Raw genomic sequence first — 21,586 nt, forward strand, 5'->3', positions numbered from 1 at the left:
CCCCTGACGTTTTGCACTCAGGGGCTTTTTTGGGACCTCGCCCTGGCATGTGGCACGTCGTGGGCGGTGCTTGAGCGTACTGCTTTAATTGCTTTGGAGACTTCTCGTCATGTCGGATACCGAGCCCCCGCTTGCCAACTCCACGCCAACGTCGTCCTGGCCGCGCACGCTGATCACCGGAACTCAAATGCTGTTCGTGGCATTCGGAGCCTTGGTGCTGGTGCCGCTTTTGACGGGACTGGATCCGAGTGTGGCGCTATTCACGGCGGGCATTGGTACCTTGATCTTTCAGTGCGTCACGCAACGCAGCATCCCGGTGTTCCTGGCGTCCTCGTTTGCCTTTATCGCGCCCATTCAAGGCTCGGTGGCCAGCTATGGCATCCCCGCCACATTGGGTGGACTGTTCGTCGCGGGGCTGATCTATGTGGCGATCTCGCAGATCGTGCGCTTGAAGGGTACCGCCTGGCTACATCGCTTGCTGCCGTCGGTGGTGGTGGGGCCGGTGATCATGGTGATCGGTCTGGCATTGGCGCCCGTCGCGGTGGACATGGCGACGGGCGATAACAGCGACATGGGATATGCCCAGGCCATCACGCTGTCGATGGTCAGCTTGCTGGTAACACTGGTGCTGGCCGTCTTCGGGCGTGGCCTGATTCGCCTGATCCCGATCATGGGCGGGATCGTCGTGGGGTATGCGCTGGGCCTGGCAATGGGCGTGGTCGACCTGACGCCGGTGCATGATGCCGCCTGGCTGGCGTGGCCCGATTTCGTGACCCCGACCTTCAATCTTGCGGCGATCCTGTTCATGATTCCGGTGGCCATTGCACCGGTGATCGAGCACATCGGCGACATGGTGGCAATCGGTTCGGTAACGCGTCGCAACTATCTGGAAAAACCGGGTCTCAAACGTACCCTGCTTGGCGACGGGCTGGCAACTTCCGTGGCAGCCCTTTTCGGTGGACCACCCAATACGACCTACTCGGAAGTCACCGGGGCGGTGACGCTTACGCGCAATTTCAACCCGGCGATCATGATCGTCGCGGCCTGTACCGCTATCGTGCTGGCGTTCGTCTCCAAGCTCGGTATATTGTTGCAGACCATTCCCACACCGGTGATGGGCGGCATCATGACGCTGCTGTTCGGTTCCATCGCGGTGGTAGGGATGAACTCTCTGGTGCGTGGCGGTCAGTCCTTGACCGCATCGCGCAATCTCGTGGTGGTGTCGTTGATTCTGGTCTTCGGGATCGGCGGCATGCAGCTTGGCAGTGGTGAATACGCCTTGCAGGGCGTGAGTTTGGCCGCCTTGGTTGGCATCGTTCTCAACTGGGTCTTGCCGCCGGCCGCCGAGCATGAATGACGCCTAACGCCGATGATGTGTGCTCGCCCCGCCCTCTGAGAAACCTGGCGGGGTGTTGGCACTGACGATGACGCAGTCCGCGTCGCCGGTGTTGCGAAAGCGGTGCGGCAGTCGCGAATCGAAATAGTAGGCATCGCCCGTATGCAGGCATTGCGTGTCACCGTTGACGGTAAGCTCGATCATGCCGGTAATCACGACACCGCCTTCCTCACCTTCGTGTTCGAGCATGTCTTCGCCGGTATCGGCGCCCGACGGATAATGCTCGTGGATGATCGACATGCCACGGCTGGGGTGGCGTGCGGCGACCAGGCGCCAAGAGAGGTGGCCGTCGCCGATTTCCGTCAACTCTTCGGCCCGGTAGAAGACCTTTTCCTGGGGGCTGGTTTTCTCGCCGGCGAAGAACTCGCTGATCGAGACCGGTATGGCATCGAGGATCTTCTTCAGAGAGCTCACCGAGGGACTCACGCTATTCTGCTCGATGAGTGAAATCGTGCTGTTGGTCACGCTGGCACGTTTTGCTAGCTCGCGTTGCGATAAATCACGCAACGTGCGCAATTGCTTGAGACGTGCGCCGACGTCGAATCCGCTCATGGATGATCCTTTGTGATGAGACGTTATCGAGCCATGATAGCGCCTCGGCGCGGCGATCTTAACCGCCGCGTGAGGAAGGTGAGGCCATGTCGCTGAGTGATGCGATCAGCTTGCGTGTAGTGGCTTCCTCGGCACCGCTGGGGAATGCTCATCGGCGAGGTACTGGCCTGGCTGGCATTGAGCAGCACGTTGATCAGCACCTGTTGCAATTGACCGCGGTGGCACTCGGCACGCCGGAAGGCGTGCAGGGACGTGTTTCGACGCGTCGCTCGAGGGTTTGGGCTGCACGTTGCAAGGCGTTCTGATGGGCTCGGAGACGCGTGTGCCCAGCGCGCGGGCGGCACTGGATTTATTGTGACCGTGGGCTTCTAGCACACCCGCTGGCATGGCTGGCGTGGAAACATGGCGCGTGCTGCTGCTTGACGAGCCCACCGCCAGCCTCGATCGTCAGGCGATTGCAGATGTCAGTACATGGATTTCGTCGCTGCATGAAGCGGGCTATGCCGTCGTGCTCAGTGCCCATCAACCTAGCGTGTTGACCGAGCGCTGCGATGAGTACTGGTGCCTCGAACAACGATGCCTACAGGTAAGTGTCTTCAAGCAGGGGCGGTGTGACGCGGTCATTGCCGTGCGCACCTGGTAAGTGGCTCGGCGTGTGCAGTGAAGCCGAGTATGATGGTGGGAGTGACAGCCAGTCCGGGAGCGATAGGCATGCACGAGAATGAAGTGACCGCCGTGGTATTGGCGGGAGGAGAAGGGCGTCGCATGGGCGGCCGCGATAAAGGCTGGGAGTCGTTTGCGGGTGAGCCCTTGATCACGCACGTGGTAAACCGTTTGGCGTTCCAGGCTGGTTGCATCGCGATCAATGCCAATCGCAGCCTCGAGCGTTATCGTGCGCTGGGATATCCGCTCATCAACGACCGTGAGAGCGGCTATCATGGGCCGCTCATGGGCATGTGGAGCGCGTTATGTGCCGTGGACACCCCGTGGGCGCTGTTCGTGCCTTGCGATTCCCCGGCGCTGCCGGCGGATCTGGCGCTGCGTTTGCAGCAAGGGCTTGGCGACCGCCGTATCGCGGTCGCACATGACGGCCAACGGGCGTACCCGGTAGTGGCCTTGATCGATACCGCGTTGCGCGACGATCTCGGCGCGGCCCTGCGCGATGGCGAGCGCAAGATAGATCGCTGGTATGCGCGCCACCCGTGGTGTCATGTCGATTTTTCCGATCAGCCCGAGGCGTTCGCCAACCTCAACTCCTCCGATGATCGTGACGTTATGGAGCGGCGCTGGCGCTCTAGCGAGTCATTTTGACCCGGTGACTGCCTGCCTGTGCGATTTTTGGAGAGCCAAGGCGATTTGCTATCACATCAATGGTGGTCGCGCGGCATGTTTGTTGCCCCCTGTTACCCATTGAGGGTTCTCCCCCCGACGACTTGGAATGAGGACGACGAGACGCGATGACCTTATCGTTCGATGCGCTAGACACGCCACTGCTGGGGATCGCCGCTTGGAGTGGGGCCGGCAAGACGACGCTGCTCGAGGCACTTTTGCCCAGACTAGCCGATGCGGGAATGCAGGTGGCAGTGATCAAGCATGCCCATCACGCCTTCGACATCGACCGCCCCGGCAAGGATAGTTATCGGCTGCGTCGGGCAGGCGCGACGCCGATGCTGGTGGCGTCGGGCAAGCGTTTTGCCTTGATGATGGAAACACCCGAACGCGAGGAGGCCGATCTCGCGGAGTTGATCCCCCATGTGCTGCCCTTGGCGCCGGATTTGATTCTGGTCGAAGGTTTCAAAACCTGGCCTCTGCCCAAGCTGGAGCTGCATCGCGAGGCCCTGGAAAAGCCGCTGATGGCGGCCGATGATCCCTGGATACGAGCGGTGGCGACTCCCGACGATATCGCGCTGCCGGATGGTGTCGAGCGCTTGTTGTTGGACGATCATGACGCCTTGATCGACTGGCTACAGGCCTGGCCGCAACGTTGGCCTGACATGCGTCGCGGCCCTCGGGAGACGTCATGATCTTATCCTGTTTTGAGTTGGGCGAGGGGATGCTCAGCGTCGAAGAGACGCTCGAGGCCCTGGCGACGATGATGCCGCCGCCAGTCGTTACGCACCTGGTTAGCCTGGCGGCGGCTGGCAATCGGATATTGGCGGTGGATGCGGTATCGCCGATCAACGTGCCGCAGAACACCAATGCTGCCATGGACGGCATTACGCTGGCGTGGCCCGACGACGCGCCGGCAGGCGACATGTACGTGGACGTGGTGGGTGATGTCCTGGCAGGTACGCGGTTGACGACATCGCTGGCGCCGGGCCAGGCGGTGAGGATTACTACCGGCGCGCTACTGCCGGCCGGCGCGGATACCGTCGTCATGAGCGAGCAGCTCGCCGATGTGGGGATTCACGGTCGCGTGCGCGTCGAACGACCCGATCGGGTGCGGCGTGGACAGAACGTGCGCCAGGCCGGCGAAGATATCGCGCGCGGCCAACGCGCGCTGGGTGCAGGGACACGCTTGCGGCCGCAGCACTTGGGGCTGCTGGCCTCGCTGGGGTACGCGGAGGTCGAGGTGTTTCGCCCGCTACGTGTGGCCGTGTTTTCCACTGGTGACGAAGTCTCGGCGCCGGGCGAGTCGCTGCCGCCCGCCGGCATCTACGATACCAACCGGTTTTCGTTGCAGGGCCTGCTGAGCCGCTTGGGCTGCGAGGTCATCGACCTGGGCATTCTGCAGGACGATCTCGACAGCATGCGTACTTCCCTCGTGGCGGCGGCCCATGAGGCGGATATGGTAATGACCAGCGGGGGCGTCTCGGTTGGCCAAGCCGACTGGGTCAAGCCCGCGCTTACAGCCATTGGCGAGCTGGGGTTATGGCAGATCGCCATGCGCCCGGGAAGACCCTTGGCGTTCGGGCGTATCCATCAAACGGGGGGCGTGACGGTGCCTTTCTTCGGACTGCCCGGCAATCCCGTGGCAGTCATGGTGACCTTCCTGCAATTCGTGCAGCCGATGTTGCGGCGCATGCAGGGCGAACATGACTGGCAACCGTCCCGTTTCACGGCGTTGGCCGCCGAGCCCTTGAAAAGCCGCGAGGGACGCGTCGATTATCATCGCGGTGTCTATACCAGTGATGAGGCCGGCCAGCTTTGGGTGCGTACTACGGGCCGTCAAGGATCGGGGATTCTCAGCTCGATGGTGGCGGCCAATTGCCTTATCGAAATCGGTGACGGATGTGCCGCCGTCGAGGCGGGAGCGCTGGTGACGATACAACCGTTTGGTGACCTGACATGAGTTTGACCCATCTCAATGCGCGTGGCGAAGCCCACATGGTGGATGTCGGCGACAAAGCCGAAACGCAGCGCGAGGCCGTGGCAAGCGGACGCGTCGTCATGCGCCCGGAAACACTGGCATTGCTGGCCGAAGGTGGTTTGCCCAAGGGCGATGTGCTGGCCACGGCACGCATCGCTGGCGTTCAAGCCGCTAAGCGCACGCATGAATTGATCCCCTTGTGTCATGCGTTGTTGCTGTCCAAGGTGAGTGTCGATTTTCGCCTCGACGAAGCTGCTTCCTGCGTGCATGTGGAGTCCCGCTGCCGTCTGGCGGGTCGCACCGGTGTGGAAATGGAGGCGCTGACCGCGGTCTCGGTTGCGTGCCTGACGCTCTACGATATGTGCAAGGCGGTCGACAAGGACATGGTGGTCGAAGGCGTGCGCCTGGAACACAAGACAGGCGGCAAGTCCGGTGAGTGGCATCGCGCCTCCGAGGACGTATCCGCGACGCGCGACGCGTCTGAAAACCCTTCCGTCGACAGCGCCGCAATACGCGTCAAGTTTCTCGCCGAATTGCGCGAGGGCCTGGATATTGAAGAGGTGACAGTGCCGATCGCATCGCTGACAAGCCCCGATGTCGCGAGTCTCAAGACCGCGCTTGAGGCACAGGATCCCCGCTTCGCGGCCTTGTCTGCTGCGCGCATTTTATGTGCCGTCAACCATGCCATGGCGCATGAGGAAACATCGCTCTCCGGTGGGGATGAAGTGGCGTTTTTTCCACCGGTCACCGGTGGATGAGGGGGCAATCATGATCGATGTGCGTGTGCAGTCTCCGGTATTCGATGTGAGCGAGGAGCAACGTCAATTGCTGACGGGGCGTCATGATATAGGTGCTGTGGTGACTTTCACCGGCCTGGTGCGCGATTTCAATGAGCGCCCGGACGTGGAGGCCCTGTCGCTGGAGCATTATCCAGGCATGACCGAGGCGGCGCTGCGTGACATTGCCGGGCAGGCGATGACGCGCTGGACGCTCGACGGTATACGTATCGTACATCGTGTCGGCCGCTTGTCGCCAAGTGACCCCATCGTTCTGGTCATGGTGGCGAGTGCTCATCGCCGTGCGGCATTCGATGCGTGCGATTTTCTTATGGACTACCTCAAGACACGTGCGCCATTCTGGAAAAAAGAACATACTGCAAGCGGGACGTATTGGGTCTCGGCGCGTGACAGTGACGCGCGGGACGCAAACCGTTGGGAGGAAGCATGACCGAGCTGATCGACAATTTTCAGCGCCAGATCCGCTATGTGCGTATCTCGGTGACGGATCGCTGTGACTTTCGCTGTGTCTATTGCATGAGCGAGGACATGACGTTTCTGCCGCGTGCACAGATATTGACGCTTGAAGAGATCGAACAGGTGGCGCGTGCGTTCGTCGAACTGGGCGTGGAAAAGATTCGCTTGACCGGCGGTGAGCCGCTGGTGCGGCGTGGCATCGACGATCTGGTGTCGCGTGTCGGTGCGCTTCCGGGCCTCAAGGACTTTGCCATGACCACCAATGGTGCGGGGTTGGTCAAGCATGCCAAGGCACTACGAGAAGGCGGTATGCAGCGCCTCAATATCAGTATTGATTCACTCGATCCCGAGCGCTTCCGCAACGTGACGCGTACTGGTAATCTCGAAAATGTCATTGCCGGTATTCGTGCCGCGCGCGATGCCGGGTTCGAGCGTATCAAGCTCAATGCCGTCGTGCTTAAAGGGCGTAACGACGATGAAGTTATCGATCTGGTTGACTTCGCGCGTCGAGAAGGCGTGGATATCAGCTTTATCGAAGAAATGCCGCTGGGCGACGTATCCGATCATTCGCGCGCAGAAACCTTTTATTCCAGCGATGATGTCCACGCGGCTATCGCATCGCACTATGCGCTGTTGCCGACCACCGAAGATACCCTGGGGCCATCACGTTATTTTCGGATGCCGGATAGCGATTCGCGCATCGGTTTCATTTCACCGCACAGCCATAATTTCTGCGACACCTGCAACCGGGTGAGGGTCACGGTAGAAGGGCGCTTGTTACTGTGTCTCGGCAACGAACATTCGGTCGATCTGCGTGAGGTTTTACGGCGTTATCCTGGTGATATGGAGCGCCTCAAGCAGCGCATCGTCGAGGCCATGCCATTGAAACCCGAGCGCCATCATTTCCGCACGGATGGTGATGTGGATATCGTGCGTTTCATGAATATGACGGGCGGATAATATTTTGTGTGTTCTTTATTCGCGGTAGCGTGATGTGTCTCCTGACCATAAAGATATAAGGTTCAACTTGGCATGAGGGCATTATTTTCTTGCTAAACCAAGTTCGAGTCATATACTTTTCAGAAACGCCAAGGCGTTATGCTGCAGGTTGGTTATCTCAAATGGAGGAGGCGAATGTCCACTGATACTCTGGAGCGCATTGCGCGAAATAAAAACGTGGCTCGCGCTGCCGCACGACAGCTCAGTATGGAGCAGCTCCACAAGCTGTCGGAAGTCATCGGTGAAGTGATCGAGCAGAAGCAGCAGGAAGATCACAAGCGCCAAGCTGAAGAAGCCGCAAAAGAGCAGAAGTTGGCGGAAATTCGTGAAGCGATGAGCGATGCCGGCCTTTCTCTGGACGACTTGATGTCCGAAAAGCCGCGCAAGCGTCGGGGACGGCCGCCGAAGAAAGATAAGGAACGCAAGCAGTAAGTGTCGCGCGTGGGACGCTAAAAACGGACCGTAGGGTCCGTTTTTTCATGCTGCCTCATAAGGAGTTGCGTCATGAGTCGAGAGGCGAGGTCTCTTCTGCGGCCATGATATGCAGATGGACATCGGGAAGATGACGCAGGTGCTCGTCGAGCCAATGCATCAAGGGAGCGTGCAATTGTTGACGTAACTTGGCGATGGTGTCCGCCTCATGCATGGTCAACTGATCGTCGAGCCAATCGGCGAGGGCGGTATCGTCCAGTGCAAGGTCGTGGCTCGTCTCCCACAACAAACGTCCCACGCGTGCCCATCCCACGGTCTGTCGCACGACCGGGAGCGTCAAACTCAAGATGCCGCTGCGGCGATGCATGCTCGACATGGCGGGAGCGCGCAAGCCTTCCAGGGGATGAATGCGATTCTGAGTGACGATATGCGGCGTCAGCGAGTGGCGCGCAAGGCAACTCAGGCCCTCGTTATCGAAGCGCAGCATATCGCCATTGCGAGGTATCCAGGGCACCTCGATACCCAGCGATTCCGCTAAGTCACTATGCGCTTGTTGATGTGCGAACTCACCATGTATGGGCAGCAAGCGGTGGGGGGCAAGCCAGCCATAAAGACGCTGCAATTCGTCCTGTGCGGGATGCCCCGAGGCATGCAGCTCGGGATGGTTGAATTCATCGTAGAGGGTTACGTGGGCGCGCTTGAGCCCTGCCTTTAACCGCTCGATCAGCAATTCGTTACCCGGGATCGCCTTGGCCGAGAAAATCACGCTGTCGCCGGGCTGGAGTTCGAAATCGGCGTGCTGTCCCTGGGCCAGACGAGATAGTGCGGAGCGTGGTTCCCCTTGGCTGCCGGTGGCAATGACCAGCACCTCTTCGGGTGGCAAATAGCCAAGGTCGTGAACGGGGACCAGGGAAGGAAAGTCCTCGAGATAGCCAAGCCCTCGGGCGATGTTCACCATGCGCTCCATCGAACGCCCCATGAGGCTGACGCGTCGTCCGCATGCCTTGGCGGCACGACCCAGTGCCAGGATGCGCGCCAGGTTGCTGGCAAAGCAGCTGACGATCACACGGCCGGGGCAAGCGCCGATCGTTGTCTCGAGCGCGCGCGCGACGTCGCCTTCGCTGCGTGAATGTCCGCAGACGGGAGCATTGGTGGAATCGCCGACAACGAGGTCGATAGGCGCCAGTGTCTGGAAACGCTTCGGGCATACAGGGTTACCGATCAAGGGCTCGGGGTCGAGCTTCCAGTCGCCGGTGTGCAGGACACGATGGTCGGATGTCGCCAATAGCAGGGCACAGCTTTCGGGGATCGAGTGCGGCAGCGGTAAAAAGCGTACATCGAAAGGACCGCTTTGCACGGCTTCGTCGGGCGTGATGACGTTAATCGTATCGGTGGGCAGTTGCTGCTCGGCGAAGCGCAGACGCAGCAAGCCGGCGGCCAGTGGCGTCGCATGGATGGGGCATTGCCAACGGGGCCACAGCCAGGCAATCGCGCCGATGTGATCTTCATGTCCGTGCGTGACGAGAATCGCCTGAGGAACGATACCCTGAGAAGGCAAGAGGTCGATATTGGGGACTTGCAGGGGCGCTTGAGGAAGGTCCTGGCGAATCATCATGCCGCAGTCGACCACGATCCAGTGATCAAGATGCCCGTAAAGGGTGAAATTCATGCCGATTTCACCGCAGCCGCCGAGGGGGAGTATCTGAAGGGGTGGTTTGCGGCGTGCGCGTACCTGGATGTGTGGTTGGGACATCGTTACCCCTTAACGTGAAGATGTCCATTACTATACGGGATGCCGCGGCGCGGCCACAATCGAGGCTTCTTGTGATCCTCGAATTCGCTACAATAGGCGCCTTTTGGTGAAAAGCGACTCCCTCAAGAGAGCGCCGATCACCGCCACATTTCAGGATTGGTGATAGCGCGCATGTCCCATTCGTATCGTCTTATCGTCTCGTGCCCTGACCGTGTGGGCATCGTTTCTCGCGTATCCAGTTACATCGCTGGTCACGGAGGCTGGATCACCGAGGCCAATCAACACTCGGACTTGGCCACCGGGCGCTTTTTCATGCGCTACGAAATCAAGGCTGAGTCTTTGCCGCTGAGTATCGATGCGATGCGCGACGATTTTGCCGCCATTGCCGGTGAGTTCTCGATGGACTGGGCACTGAGCGATACCGCAAAGCCCAAACGCGTCGTCCTGATGGCCTCGCGTGCTTCGCATTGTCTGGTCGATCTGCTGTACCGCTGGAACGCGGGTGAGCTCGATTGCGAGATCCCCTGCGTGATCTCCAATCATGAAGCGCTGCGTGCGCTGGTCGAATGGCATGGCATTGCGTTTCATCATGTGCCGGTCGATGCCCACGACAAGGCGGCGGCATTTGCTCGGGTCGAGGCGCTGGTCGAAGAGGCGCAGGCGGATACGGTAGTGCTGGCGCGTTACATGCAGATCCTGCCGCCCAACCTGTGCCAGCGATATGCCGGGCGGATCATCAATATTCACCATAGTTTCCTGCCCTCCTTCGCTGGCGCCAAGCCTTACCATCAGGCCTACGCGCGGGGCGTCAAGCTGATCGGTGCGACGTGTCACTATGTGACCGAAGAGCTCGACGCGGGGCCCATCATCGAGCAGGATATCCAGCGCGTGACGCACTGCCATACCGCCGAGGACCTGGTGCGTCTGGGGCGTGATGTCGAAAAAGCGGTGCTGGCGCGGGGGCTACGTTGGCATTTGCAGGACCGGGTCTTGATCCATGACAACAAGACGGTCGTCTTTGCCTGAGGAGAGATCAGTCGAAGAGTGTCATCTGCCGTTGCTGCGCTTCGGGGGTTAGGCGTACGCCGACCCCCAGCAGGCGCACGGGGCGCTCGCCGCGGGCCCAGGCGCCATCCAGAAGGGCTTGAAAGCGTGTACCCAAGGCTTCGCGTCCTGCGGTTTCAAGCGTCGTGCTGCTGAAGTCGTTGAAGCGAACCTTGACGAACAGTTTTTGAATGGCTGGCGTGCCGTGCCGCGTAAGGCGTTTCATCAAGCGGTCGATCAGTGGCGTGAGTGCGTCGTGACAGCTGGCCAGGTCGGGCAGATCGCGGTGATACGTCGTCTCCACGCTGACGGACTTGCGTTCACGCTCGATCTGTACCGGGCGTTCATCGATGCCACGCGCCAGTTCGAATAGCCGACGTCCGAACTTGCCGAAGCGCTCGACCAGAGCTTCGAGCGGCCATTCGCGCAGGTCGCGGCAGGTGACGATCTCCAGTGCCTCGAGCTTGGACGCTGTCGCCGGGCCGACACCATGCAGTTGTTTGACGGGCAGAGCGAGGAGAAAAGGCTCGACTTCATGCGGTGCGATCACGCGTAGCCCATCCGGCTTATCCCAGTCGCTGGCCAGCTTGGCGAGGAACTTGCTGGGTGCCGCGCCCACCGAGATGACGATATCCGTCCGCGCCAGTGCCTCCTGTTTGAGCCATTTGGCCATCCAGGTCGCGCTGCCCTGAAAGCGTGTGACCTCGCTGACATCCAGATACGCCTCGTCGAGGGACAAGGGCTCCACCCGTGACGTCAATTCATGGAACAGTGCCTGGATGCGCGCCGAGACGGCACGGTATTTTTCGAAGTTCGGGGAGAGTCGCGTCAGGTGCGGACACAGACGCATGGCACGTGCCATGGGCATTGCCGAATGGATGCCGAAGGCGCGCGCGGGATAATTGCAGGTGGCGACAACGCCGCGCGTCTCGGGGCTACCTCCGATCGCCAGGGGAATGTCGCGTAACGCCGGATCGTCGCGCATTTCCACGGCGGCATAAAAGCAGTCGCAATCGGCGTGAAGGATCTTGCGCATGATGAACGGCGTATCGGCTCAGTGCAGGCCGTTACCGCCACCGCCACGAATCACGCCGACGCCGAGGCCTTCAATTTCGAGATCCTGGTGGCGTAGGTCGACCTCGATGGGTGAAAACTCCTCGTTTTCGGCGAGTAGCCAGACATGATGACCTTGACGCTTGAATCGCTTGACGGTCACATCGTCTTCCAGACGAGCGACGACGATCTGGCCGTCGCGGATCTGCTGGGTGCGATGCACGGCGAGCAGGTCGCCATCGAGAATGCCGGCATTTTTCATCGAGAGCCCGCGAACACGTAGCAGATAATCGGCGCGCGGTGTGAAGTAGTCCGGTGCTAGAGGGCAGTGCCGGTCGATGTGCGCTGCAGCAAGGATCGGGCTACCGGCAGCGACTTCACCGACGACCGGCAGGCCATCGCCGTTGGTCAAGGCCGTGTCGTCTTCCGCGGTGAGGCGGATGCCGCGCGACGTGCCGGGGATCATGCGAATGACCCCCTTGCGGTCGAGCGCACGAAGATGCTCCTCGGCGGCGTTCGGCGAGCGAAAGCCCAAGGCTTGGGCGATTTCGGCGCGCGTCGGCGGGTAGCCAAGCTCATTCATGGTCTTGACGATAAAATCGAAGACGTGTTGCTGGCGTGAAGTTAACGAGCGAGACATGGGGCCTCCGGCAGGCACTGACGTGTTCAAGCATACAGTATGTGATTGTATCCAGTCTTTGGCGCGGTGCAACCATGCGCGCCGTCATGCGCCCAGCAGCATGGCGTTTCAAACGTGGAGATTTGTCGTGATCGACGTCAAGGCTTAGAATCGAATTGTTTTAAACATCCGTTTACTCTACGCGGGGCGCCCCATGGCTCAGACAGATACAGTGACGCGCATTCTCGATACCGCCGAGGTCCTGTTTGCCGAGCGGGGGTTCGCCGAGACCTCGCTGCGTACCATCACCAGCAAGGCCAAGGTCAATCTGGCGGCGGTCAACTACCATTTCGGTTCCAAGAAGGCGCTCATTCAGGCGGTTTTCGCGCGTTATCTGGATCCCTTTTCAGAACGCTTCCATCAAGCGCTGGATGAACTCGAGGCGCAATACCGGGATGAGCCCATTCCTCTTGAGGTATTGTTGGAGACGCTGGCGCGCACGGTTCTCGAAGTGCCGGCCGAGCGCAATAGTCTCAAGGTCTTCATGCGCTTGCTGGGGTTGGCCTATACTCAGGCACAGGGTCATTTGCGCCGTTACATTCAGGAGCACTATGGCAATGTGTTCTCTCGCTTCAGCGACTTGGTACGTCGTGCCACGCCGGAATTACCCGAGGCGGAACGCTTCTGGCGGTTACACTTCATGCTGGGCACAGTGATCTTTACGCTGTCGGGTCTCGATGCCTTGCGCGATATCGCCGACAAGGATTATCACGAGCATGTCAGCGTACGCGATCTGATTCGGCGTCTGCGTCCGGTGGTCGTGTCCGGCATGCAGGCGCCATTGCCCGATGATGCGCTCAAGGTGGTGGGGTGATGCGAACGCCTCGACTCGCCGATCTACCCCCCGAACGGGGCGTCTGGCTGGAAATCGATCTCGGCGCGCAGTCGCTGACGATCCGCGAAGGGGACGCGTGTCGCGAGACATTCGCGATTTCCTCGGGCGCTCATGGTACCGGGCAGCACGAGGGCAGCGGGCAGACGCCTGCAGGATGGCATTACGTGCGCGCGGTTATCGGTAATGGATTGCCACCTGGCAGTGTCTTTCGTGGGCGTCGTCCTACCGGCGAAGTGTTTTCGCCCGAGTTGGCTCGCGCCCACCCCGGGCGGGATTGGATATTGACGCGTATCTTGTGGTTGTGTGGTCTGGAGCGGGGCGTCAATCGCGGGGGTGATGTGGATAGTCAGCGCCGCTATATATACCTGCATGGCACGCCACCCGATCAGCCGATGGGCACACCGGCCTCGCATGGCTGTATCCGACTGCGCGACGAGGCGTTGCTGGCCATTTTCGACGCAGCACCGGCCGGCACGCCGGTCTGGCTGCATGACTGAGAGGTGTTTACAACAGGGCTGCGCTCGACGTCGTGCCGCTCACCGCCTAGAATCCTTCCTCCATTTGCCAGGAGCGCGATGATGACCCAACCGCTCGGTCCGGTCATGCTGGACATTGAAGGTACCCAACTCAGCGACGATGAGCGTCGTCTTCTGGCACGCCCCGAGGTCGGCGGGGTGATCCTCTTCAAGCGCAATACGCAGGATGCCGAGCAAGTGCGAGCCTTGACCCGCGCGATTCGCGATATGCGTCCTGATGTGCTGCTGGCGATCGATCAGGAAGGCGGTCGTGTCCAGCGCTTGCGCAACGGTGTGACGCGGCTGCCGGCCATGGCGACGTTGGCGGCCGATTATGCCGCAACCCCTGAGGCGACTCGCACCCTGGTACACGAAGCTGGTTGGCTGCTGGGTATGGAGATGGCGGCCTGCGGTTTCGATATTACCTTCGCTCCGGTGCTCGACGTCGACGATCAGTGTGCGCCGGCCATCGGTGACCGCAGCTTTTCCGCCGACCCCGATATCGTCACCATACTCGGCGGGGCCTTCGTCGATGGGCTTCACGAGGCCGGGATGATCGCCGTGGGCAAGCACTTTCCAGGGCATGGCGGCGTCAGTCTTGATTCGCATCATGCTTTACCCGAAGACACGCGCTCACTATCGGCGTTGCGCGAGCGCGACCTGGTCCCTTTCAAGACGCTCGCCGGCAAGCTGGATGCGGTGATGCCGGCGCATGTGGTGTATACCGCGTTCGATTCGCGTCCGGCGGGTTTTTCGCCTTCCTGGCTTGGCATGTTGCGCGAGGAGCTCATCTTCAAGGGTGTGGTGTTTTCCGATGATCTGAGCATGGCTGGCGCGCACGTGGCCGGATCGCCCTCGGCGCGTGCCGAGGCTGCCTGGGCGGCAGGATGTGACATGATACTGGTGTGTAACGACCGCCCGGCGGCGCTCGAAATTCTTGACACAGCGGCGGGGCATTCTTCCAAGCGTCTGGGAAAGTTGCGTTATGGTCGGGCCCGCCCCGAGCTTGAAACGCTACCGGCACTGGCGCGTTGGCGTCGTGCGCATGCGCGCCTCGAGGCACTCTCGGAAACGCCCACGCACTGACCTCGCCACTGGGTATCGGTGTAGTTACCTGTACTAGAAGGAAGGATCCTCGTGTTCGACTTTTTCTCTCCCGTGATGGATTGGGTTCAAACCACTCTGGGCATACCGCTGTGGGTGGCGGCGATTGGCTTGGTCATCGCCCTGACGCTGATCGTCGATCTGGTGAGCTGGGTCGTCTTCTGGCGTCTCGGGCCGTTATTGGAGAAAACCAACAACCGCTGGGATGACATTCTGATTCAGGCGCTGCGACGCCCGTTGCGTATCTGGATCTGGGTGATGGGGATATTCCTTTGTTTGACCGTCATTCGTTATCACTGGGAAATCGATGGGATGGAGGAACCTCTATTCCAGGCGCGTGCCGTCATTTCGTTGCTCTTGCTGGCCTGGGCGGGGCTCAGGGCCGTAAAACTTCTCGAAAAACGCCTGGTATTTCCGCCAGGGGGGCATCGCGCCAAGCCTATGGATGCCGATACGGCATCGGCCGTGTCCAAATTACTGGGTGCGGTGGTGATCGTGGTCATCGGATTGTTGATTCTTTCGAGCTTGGGTGTCTCGCCCTCGGGAGTGGCCGCCTTCGGTGGGGCCGGCGGGCTGATAATCGGCTTCGCTGCCAAAGACATGCTGGCCAATTTCTTGGGTGGATTAATGATTCACCTGGACAAACCGTTTCGCGTCGGCGACTGGATCAAATCCCCTGATCGCGATATCGAAGGGGTCGTGGAAGATATCGGCTGGCGTTTGACGCGCATCCGCACCTTCGCGTCGCGTCCGATCTACATGCCTAATTCCGCCTTCAGCAGCTTGGTGCTCGAGAACCCTTCGCGCATGTGGAATCGCCGCCTTTTCGAGACCATCCGGTTGCGTTATACCGATATCGAGCGTGTATCGAACATTGCCAAGTCGATCCGCTCGATGCTCGATGCGCATGACGACGTAGATACCGATGAGCAAACTCTAGTGTACTTCCAGAGCTATGGTGAACATGCGCTGGAGCTGATCGTATACGCTTTTGCCAGGACCACTGATTGGGCCGAATTCCAGACGATGAAGCAGGACATCCTGCTGCGTGTCTACGATATCGTACGTGAACATGACGCGTGCCTGGCGTTGCCGGCTTCCGAACTGCATATTGCCGGCCCGGTGGCGATCACCGACGAGACGGGCGGTGATAACGCTCAGGATGACGCCGACAACGACAAGAACTACAAAAGCGCCGATGACGATCAGAACGAGACACCCGACGCTACCCACTCGCGGGCGGCGCCCGACCGCGAGGCTCCCTACACGTCGTCTCGCCAGCGTTCGCGCAATGCCGGGCGAGGCGAAGTGAATGATGCTTCCCAGGATCACGATCAGGAATCCGATGCCTAACCAATCTACTTCCGTGTGCCAGGAATCACTGGCGACCATGCGCGATGTCATGACGCATGCCGAGTGCCTCATTTCGCAGCAGGAAGTCGAGCGTGCGCTCGACCGTATGGCCGACGAGATCACTCATGATCTGGGCGACACACTGCCGGTATTCTACTGCGTGATGAACGGCGGACTGATCACCACGGGGCATCTACTGACACGACTCGGCTTCCCGTTGGAAGTGGATTATCTACATGCGACACGTTATCGCGGCGGTGTGCGCGGGGGCGAGCTGTTCTGGCGCGTCTCGCCCGAGATTCCGATGGCCGATCGCCATGTGGTGATCGTTGATGACATTCTCGATGAAGGCACGACGCTGGCGGCGATTCTGGACTATTGTCGTCAGGCGGGCGCGGCGAGTATTTCGACAGCGGTCCTGGTCGACAAGCGTCACGACCGCAAGGCTGTGCCAGGGCTCCAGGCGGATTATTGCAGCCTTGAGGTCGTCGACCGCTATGTGTTCGGTTTCGGTATGGACTACAAGGGCTACTGGCGCAATGCGCCGGGGATCTTCGCGCCGCGCGGCATGTGAGCGTGCGCTCTGCCACAATGAGGTCGTACGCATGAACAGCTGGCTTGCATCGTCTTTTCGCAGCAGAAGGTGAGGGGGGTGATGACGGAATCCGAGGTGATCTTCGAAGAACGGCCCACGCGTGACGGTGGACGCATCGGCATCGCCACGCTGAATGCGCCCGACAGTCTCAATGCCTTGTCACTGGCGATGATTACCTCGCTGCATACCAAGCTCGATGCCTGGGCGGATGATATGTCGGTGCATGCGGTATGGCTGCAAGGCGCAGGCGGCAAGGCGTTTTGTGCGGGCGGCGACGTGGTTGCCTTGTATCGTGCCATGACGAAGTCGCCAGGAGACGAGGGAGAGGCCGCTCAGGCTTACTTCGGGGCCGAATATCGCCTCGATCATCTCCTGCATCATTACCCTAAGCCTCTTGTCGTCTGGGGCGACGGCGTTGTCATGGGGGGCGGTCTGGGGCTATTGGTCGCCGCCGATCACCGTATCGTCACCGAGACCAGCCGCCTGGCTATGCCGGAAATCAGCATCGGCCTATACCCCGATGTCGGCGCCAGCTGGTTTTTCCAGCGTATGCCTCGCGGTGTTGGGGTTTATCTGGGAGTGACCGGCGCGCAGCTCAATGCGCGCGATGCCCTTGAGCTGGGATTGGCAGATCGCGTCATCGCCAGTGAGGCGCGCCAAGATGTGCTCAAGGCCCTGGAGAATGCCGATTATCGCCATCCACAGCAGGCGGTCAGGGAAGTCTTGCGTGACTTCGAAAACCGCGCGCTGGCGCCGAGGGCCGAGGTCATGCCGCGTCTGGATCATCTGCAGACCTTGAGCGATGCGGCGGATATCACCCAGGTAGTACGTCGCATCCTCGATGATCCTCGTGAAGACGCCTGGCTGGCCGCCAATCGTGCACGTCTGGCGGCGGGTTGCCCTGCCACGGCGCACTTGGTGTGGCGCATGCTGTGTCGGCACCGACATGGCAGCTTGGCGGAGACGTTCCGCGATGAGTTGATGCTCTCGGTGCAATGTTGCCGGCATACGGAATTGGCCGAGGGTATTCGTGCGTTGTTGATCGACAAGGATCGGACGCCGCAATGGGCGTATACGGATGTCGCCAACGTGCCGGCGCACTACATCGATGGCTTTTTCATGCCGCTTTGGGATGCCGAGACGCATCCATTGGCAGATCTATGAGCCCGTTCAACGCGGGCTGAAACGACGTGTCAGGCTGGTCTCGGCGATCATGCGCGTGGAAATCTCCTCGATGGAGAAGCGTGTGGTGTCGATATAGGGGATATGGTAGCGGCGAAACAGTGCCTCGGCCTGCTGCAGTTCCTGCATGCATTGATCCATCGAGCAGTAGCGACTATTGGGGCGACGCTCGCTGCGAATCGCCGCGAGTCGCCGTGGGTCGATGGTCAAGGCGAATAGCTTATGACGATAAGGCGCCAACGCCTTGGGCATGCTCAGCGTGCCGTCTTCATCCAGATCATCCTCGGTCAGGGGGTAGTTGGCGGCTTGAATGCCGAATTGCAGGGCCAGATAGAGCGAAGTCGGCGTCTTGCCGCAACGCGAGACGCCGACCAAGATGACATCGGCCTGATCGTATTGGTGCGTGCGGGCCCCATCGTCGTTGTCGAGCGCGAAGTGCACTGCATCGATGCGATGCATGTAAATGTCATCGCGGCTGATGGCATGGGTGCGTCCTACCGTATACGTGGAATGGGTCGCCAGCTCTTCTTCGAGCGGGGCCAGGAAGGTCGAAAAGATGTCTACCTTGAAGCCTGGTGACTCGGCAATGATGGTGCGGATCGCCTGATCGACGATGGTGTCGATCACGATGGGGCGGGCACCGTCACGTTCGGCGGTCTGGGCGATGGTGGCCGCCAGGGTGTGGGCTTTTTCCAGCGTATCGATATAGGGCTTGACCATCAGGTTGAGCTCGATGCCCTCGAATTGGGCGAGCAGGCTGCGACCCAGTGTTTCTGCGGTGATGCCGGTACCATCGGAGATGAAGTAAGCGGTGCGAGGCATGGCGATGTCCGAGCGTGGCGAAAATGATACGTCTATTCTCTAGCTCCTTTCTGACAAGCGCAAATAGGTGTTCATCGCCCTTGGTACGGCGACTACAAGAAATCTCGAAAATGCCACGTTGTTGTAAAAATACTCCAACCCCTTCGCTATTAGACCAATGGCGAATAGCAAGGCCCCTTGATAGGGTACGAGCATCCGCCGCGCCGCGCGGTACTGGCTGTGACGACGTCGTCATTGCGACCGTCCTGACTCGAGGGGGTTCTCTTGGAAGAGTATATCGTTTGGTTCGATCAGCTTGGCATGGATGATGTCGAGCGGGTGGGGGGCAAGAACGCGTCGCTCGGGGAAATGATCTCCAACCTGGCGGGTGCCGGTGTCACCGTGCCCGGCGGGTTTGCCACCACCGCCGTCGCGTATCGCGAATTCCTCGCGCACGAGGGACTCAACGAGCGCATCAACGACGCGTTGGCGCGTCTGGATGTCGACGATGTCACGGCACTTGCCGAGACGGGAGCACGCATTCGTCAGTGGGTCATCGATACGCCACTGCCACCGGCTTTCGAGCGGGTCTTGGCCGAGGCGTATGGCCAGCTTCAAGACAAGCATCCGCACCTCAAGGCGGCGGTACGTTCCTCTGCGACGGCTGAGGACTTACCCGATGCGTCGTTTGCGGGGCAGCAGGAAACCTTCCTCAATATCGAGGGCTTCGACAACGTCAAACGCGCCGTTCACGAAGTCTTCGCGTCACTATTCAATGACCGTGCCATTGCCTACCGCGTGCATCGAGGTTATCCGCACGAGAACGTGGCGCTTTCCGCCGGCGTGCAGAAGATGGTGCGCTCCGAAACGGCGGCCAGCGGCGTGATGTTCACGCTCGACACCGAATCTGGCTATCGCGATGCCGTGTTCGTGACGGGGTCCTGGGGGCTGGGCGAGACGGTCGTTCAGGGGGCGGTCAATCCTGATGAATTCTATGTGCACAAGCCGACTCTGGCGGCAGGACGCCCGGCGGTGCTGCGGCGGACACTGGGCTCCAAGCTGATCAAGATGGTCTACAGCGAAGAAAGCGCCACTGGCCGTTCAGTGAAGACCGTGGATGTGTCGCACGCCGATCGTCAACGTTTTTGTCTCGGCGATGACGAGGTCATGGCGTTGGCCCGGCAAGCGGTGACCATCGAGGCGCACTATGGATGCCCGATGGATATCGAATGGGCGCGCGATGGCGACGATGGCAAGCTGTACATCGTTCAGGCACGACCTGAAACTGTGGTCTCCAACGTGGAAGGCGGCAAGCTCGAGCGTTTTCAGCTCAAGGAAAAAAGCCGTGTACTGGTGGATGGCCGCGCCATCGGCCAGCGCATCGGCCAGGGCGCGGTCAAGATCGTGGGCAGTCCTGAGCAGATGGACAAGGTACACGACGGCGATGTGCTGGTGACCGACATGACCGACCCCGACTGGGAGCCGATCATGAAACGCGCCTCCGCGATCGTCACCAATCGGGGCGGACGCACCTGCCATGCGGCGATCATCGCGCGCGAATTGGGTATTCCCGCTGTCGTGGGCTGTGGCGATGCGACCCAGGCGCTTGCCGATGGCCGCGAAGTGACCGTGTCCTGTGCCGAGGGTGACACCGGCCATGTCTACGATGGCTTGCTCGATTACGACTGTCAGACGACGACGGTCGATAATATGCCGACGCTGCCTTTCCATATCATGATGAACGTCGGCAATCCCGACCGTGCCTTTGGCTTTTCCAGCTTACCCAATGCGGGGGTCGGACTGGCGCGTCTGGAGTTCATCATCAATCGCATGATCGGCGTGCATCCCAAGGCTCTGATCGATTACGACACACTTCCGGCCGACTTGCAGCAGACCATCGATTTGCGTACCGCCGGGTATGACGATCCGGTCAGCTTTTACATCGACCGCTTGACAGAGGGCATTTCCACTCTGGCGGCGGCGTTCTATCCCAAGCGCGTCATCGTGCGGCTCTCGGATTTCAAGTCCAACGAATACGAGAATCTCATCGGCGGCAAACTCTATGAGCTTGGTGAAGAGAATCCGATGCTCGGGTTCCGTGGCGCCTCGCGCTACATCTCCGAGACGTTCCGTCTGTGCTTCGAGCTGGAGTGCCGCGCCCTGAAGCGGGTGCGCGATGTCATGGGCCTCGATAATGTCGAGATCATGGTGCCTTTCGTGAGAACGCCGGAAGAAGGGCGTGAAGTCGTCTCCCTGATGGAAGCCAATGGGCTCGAGCGGGGTGCCTCTTCATCTCCTCAGGGTCAGGGACTCAAGATCATCATGATGTGCGAACTGCCGGCCAATGCCCTCTTGGCGGATGAGTTCCTGGAGCATTTCGATGGCTTCTCCATCGGCTCCAATGACCTGACGCAGTTGACACTGGGGCTGGATCGCGATTCGGGCATCGTGGCGCATCTCTTCGACGAGCGTAACCCGGCGGTCAAGAAGCTGCTGTCCATGGCCATCCAGGCGTGCCGGGCACAGGGCAAGTATGTCGGTATCTGCGGTCAGGGGCCGTCGGATCACCCCGAGCTTGCAAAATGGCTGATGGAGCAGGGCATCGATTCCGTGTCATTGAACCCCGACGCGGTACTCGAAACCTGGTTCATGCTGGCGGGTGAAAAGGTCGGCGGCTGAAACCGGTTCATATAGGGGTAGGCAAGGGCGCGCCGCTATAGCGCGCCCTTT

General features: G+C 60.3%; 23 protein-coding genes. 18 read left to right on the forward strand and 5 right to left on the reverse strand.

The genetic code is table 11. The annotated features are described in order from the left end of the window. Positions 1 to 109 precede the first annotated feature (109 nt). Entirely contained in the window at positions 110 to 1,357 is a 1,248-nt protein-coding gene (locus OP495_RS00900) for a uracil-xanthine permease family protein (RefSeq protein ID WP_280562206.1), read from the forward strand. Between the two features lie 3 nt (positions 1,358 to 1,360). Here OP495_RS00900 and OP495_RS00905 read toward each other — a convergent pair whose 3' ends face one another. Next, a complete protein-coding gene (locus OP495_RS00905; RefSeq protein ID WP_280562205.1) occupies positions 1,361 to 1,948 on the reverse strand; it encodes a cupin domain-containing protein in 588 nt (195 codons plus the stop codon). A gap of 86 nt (positions 1,949 to 2,034) precedes the next feature. On the opposite strand from OP495_RS00905, the gene OP495_RS00910 reads away from it, so the two are divergent. From OP495_RS00910 to OP495_RS00950, 9 genes are all read left to right on the forward strand, one after another. Beyond that, positions 2,035 to 2,253 (forward strand): hypothetical protein, encoded by a 219-nt coding sequence (locus OP495_RS00910; RefSeq protein WP_280566565.1) that lies wholly within the window; start codon positions 2,035 to 2,037, stop codon positions 2,251 to 2,253. 104 nt (positions 2,254 to 2,357) lie between these two features. Continuing rightward, positions 2,358 to 2,591, forward strand: coding sequence for a hypothetical protein (locus OP495_RS00915; RefSeq protein ID WP_280566567.1), 234 nt, complete (start codon positions 2,358 to 2,360; stop codon positions 2,589 to 2,591). Between the two features lie 68 nt (positions 2,592 to 2,659). Next, complete coding sequence (mobA, locus tag OP495_RS00920) at positions 2,660 to 3,259, forward strand: molybdenum cofactor guanylyltransferase MobA (RefSeq protein WP_280562202.1); 600 nt, start codon at positions 2,660 to 2,662, stop codon at positions 3,257 to 3,259. Positions 3,260 to 3,405: 146 nt separating this feature from the next. Continuing rightward, positions 3,406 to 3,972 (forward strand): molybdopterin-guanine dinucleotide biosynthesis protein B, encoded by a 567-nt coding sequence (mobB, locus tag OP495_RS00925; protein ID WP_280562201.1) that lies wholly within the window; start codon positions 3,406 to 3,408, stop codon positions 3,970 to 3,972. Next, a complete protein-coding gene (gene glp / locus OP495_RS00930; protein WP_280566569.1) occupies positions 3,969 to 5,240 on the forward strand; it encodes a gephyrin-like molybdotransferase Glp in 1,272 nt (423 codons plus the stop codon). The genes mobB and glp overlap by 4 nt, the downstream gene beginning before the upstream one ends. Continuing rightward, positions 5,237 to 6,016, forward strand: coding sequence for a cyclic pyranopterin monophosphate synthase MoaC (gene moaC / locus OP495_RS00935; RefSeq protein ID WP_280566570.1), 780 nt, complete (start codon positions 5,237 to 5,239; stop codon positions 6,014 to 6,016). The genes glp and moaC overlap by 4 nt, the downstream gene beginning before the upstream one ends. Positions 6,017 to 6,026: 10 nt before the next feature. Beyond that, complete coding sequence (gene moaE, locus OP495_RS00940; protein WP_280562198.1) at positions 6,027 to 6,485, forward strand: molybdopterin synthase catalytic subunit MoaE; 459 nt, start codon at positions 6,027 to 6,029, stop codon at positions 6,483 to 6,485. Then, complete coding sequence (moaA, locus tag OP495_RS00945; protein WP_280562197.1) at positions 6,482 to 7,471, forward strand: GTP 3',8-cyclase MoaA; 990 nt, start codon at positions 6,482 to 6,484, stop codon at positions 7,469 to 7,471. Before moaE ends, moaA begins: the two co-directional genes overlap by 4 nt. A 174-nt stretch (positions 7,472 to 7,645) precedes the next feature. Continuing rightward, positions 7,646 to 7,942: a hypothetical protein gene (locus OP495_RS00950; protein ID WP_280562196.1), complete on the forward strand. Its 297-nt coding sequence runs from the start codon at positions 7,646 to 7,648 to the stop codon at positions 7,940 to 7,942. A 70-nt stretch (positions 7,943 to 8,012) separates the two neighbouring features. Here OP495_RS00950 and OP495_RS00955 read toward each other — a convergent pair whose 3' ends face one another. Then, positions 8,013 to 9,611, reverse strand: coding sequence for a ribonuclease J (locus OP495_RS00955; protein ID WP_280566643.1), 1,599 nt, complete (start codon positions 9,609 to 9,611; stop codon positions 8,013 to 8,015). 255 nt (positions 9,612 to 9,866) lie between these two features. Here OP495_RS00955 and purU point away from each other — a divergent pair, with 255 nt between their 5' ends. Beyond that, positions 9,867 to 10,721: a formyltetrahydrofolate deformylase gene (gene purU / locus OP495_RS00960; RefSeq protein ID WP_280566572.1), complete on the forward strand. Its 855-nt coding sequence runs from the start codon at positions 9,867 to 9,869 to the stop codon at positions 10,719 to 10,721. 7 nt (positions 10,722 to 10,728) lie between these two features. Here purU and dinB read toward each other — a convergent pair whose 3' ends face one another. Then, the gene (gene dinB / locus OP495_RS00965; RefSeq protein ID WP_280562193.1) at positions 10,729 to 11,775 is read right to left on the reverse strand and encodes a DNA polymerase IV; all 1,047 of its coding nucleotides are present in this window, start codon (positions 11,773 to 11,775) and stop codon (positions 10,729 to 10,731) included. 18 nt (positions 11,776 to 11,793) lie between these two features. Then, positions 11,794 to 12,432, reverse strand: coding sequence for a transcriptional repressor LexA (gene lexA, locus OP495_RS00970; protein WP_280562192.1), 639 nt, complete (start codon positions 12,430 to 12,432; stop codon positions 11,794 to 11,796). Between the two features lie 193 nt (positions 12,433 to 12,625). On the opposite strand from lexA, the gene OP495_RS00975 reads away from it, so the two are divergent. The 6 genes from OP495_RS00975 (at position 12,626) to OP495_RS01000 (ending at position 18,037) form a co-directional block, all read left to right on the forward strand. Beyond that, entirely contained in the window at positions 12,626 to 13,285 is a 660-nt protein-coding gene (locus OP495_RS00975) for a TetR/AcrR family transcriptional regulator (protein WP_280562190.1), read from the forward strand. After that, the gene (locus tag OP495_RS00980) at positions 13,285 to 13,803 is read left to right on the forward strand and encodes a L,D-transpeptidase (RefSeq protein WP_280566573.1); all 519 of its coding nucleotides are present in this window, start codon (positions 13,285 to 13,287) and stop codon (positions 13,801 to 13,803) included. Before OP495_RS00975 ends, OP495_RS00980 begins: the two co-directional genes overlap by 1 nt. An 81-nt stretch (positions 13,804 to 13,884) precedes the next feature. Next, positions 13,885 to 14,907 (forward strand): beta-N-acetylhexosaminidase, encoded by a 1,023-nt coding sequence (nagZ, locus tag OP495_RS00985; RefSeq protein WP_280562187.1) that lies wholly within the window; start codon positions 13,885 to 13,887, stop codon positions 14,905 to 14,907. A gap of 51 nt (positions 14,908 to 14,958) precedes the next feature. Further along, positions 14,959 to 16,278: a mechanosensitive ion channel family protein gene (locus OP495_RS00990; protein WP_280562186.1), complete on the forward strand. Its 1,320-nt coding sequence runs from the start codon at positions 14,959 to 14,961 to the stop codon at positions 16,276 to 16,278. After that, the gene (locus tag OP495_RS00995; protein WP_280562185.1) at positions 16,271 to 16,852 is read left to right on the forward strand and encodes a hypoxanthine-guanine phosphoribosyltransferase; all 582 of its coding nucleotides are present in this window, start codon (positions 16,271 to 16,273) and stop codon (positions 16,850 to 16,852) included. The genes OP495_RS00990 and OP495_RS00995 overlap by 8 nt, the downstream gene beginning before the upstream one ends. A gap of 81 nt (positions 16,853 to 16,933) precedes the next feature. Then, a complete protein-coding gene (locus tag OP495_RS01000; RefSeq protein ID WP_280566577.1) occupies positions 16,934 to 18,037 on the forward strand; it encodes an enoyl-CoA hydratase/isomerase family protein in 1,104 nt (367 codons plus the stop codon). A 6-nt stretch (positions 18,038 to 18,043) separates the two neighbouring features. Here OP495_RS01000 and OP495_RS01005 read toward each other — a convergent pair whose 3' ends face one another. Further along, a complete protein-coding gene (locus OP495_RS01005) occupies positions 18,044 to 18,877 on the reverse strand; it encodes a pyruvate, water dikinase regulatory protein (protein ID WP_280562182.1) in 834 nt (277 codons plus the stop codon). A gap of 264 nt (positions 18,878 to 19,141) precedes the next feature. Between OP495_RS01005 and ppsA the strand changes: the two genes are divergently transcribed. Then, positions 19,142 to 21,535, forward strand: a complete 2,394-nt coding sequence (gene ppsA / locus OP495_RS01010) for a phosphoenolpyruvate synthase (protein WP_280566579.1) — start codon at positions 19,142 to 19,144, stop codon at positions 21,533 to 21,535. The last annotated feature ends 51 nt before the right edge of the window (positions 21,536 to 21,586 follow it).

The organism is Chromohalobacter sp. 296-RDG, from assembly GCF_029889885.1.
GTDB lineage: Bacteria > Pseudomonadota > Gammaproteobacteria > Pseudomonadales > Halomonadaceae > Chromohalobacter.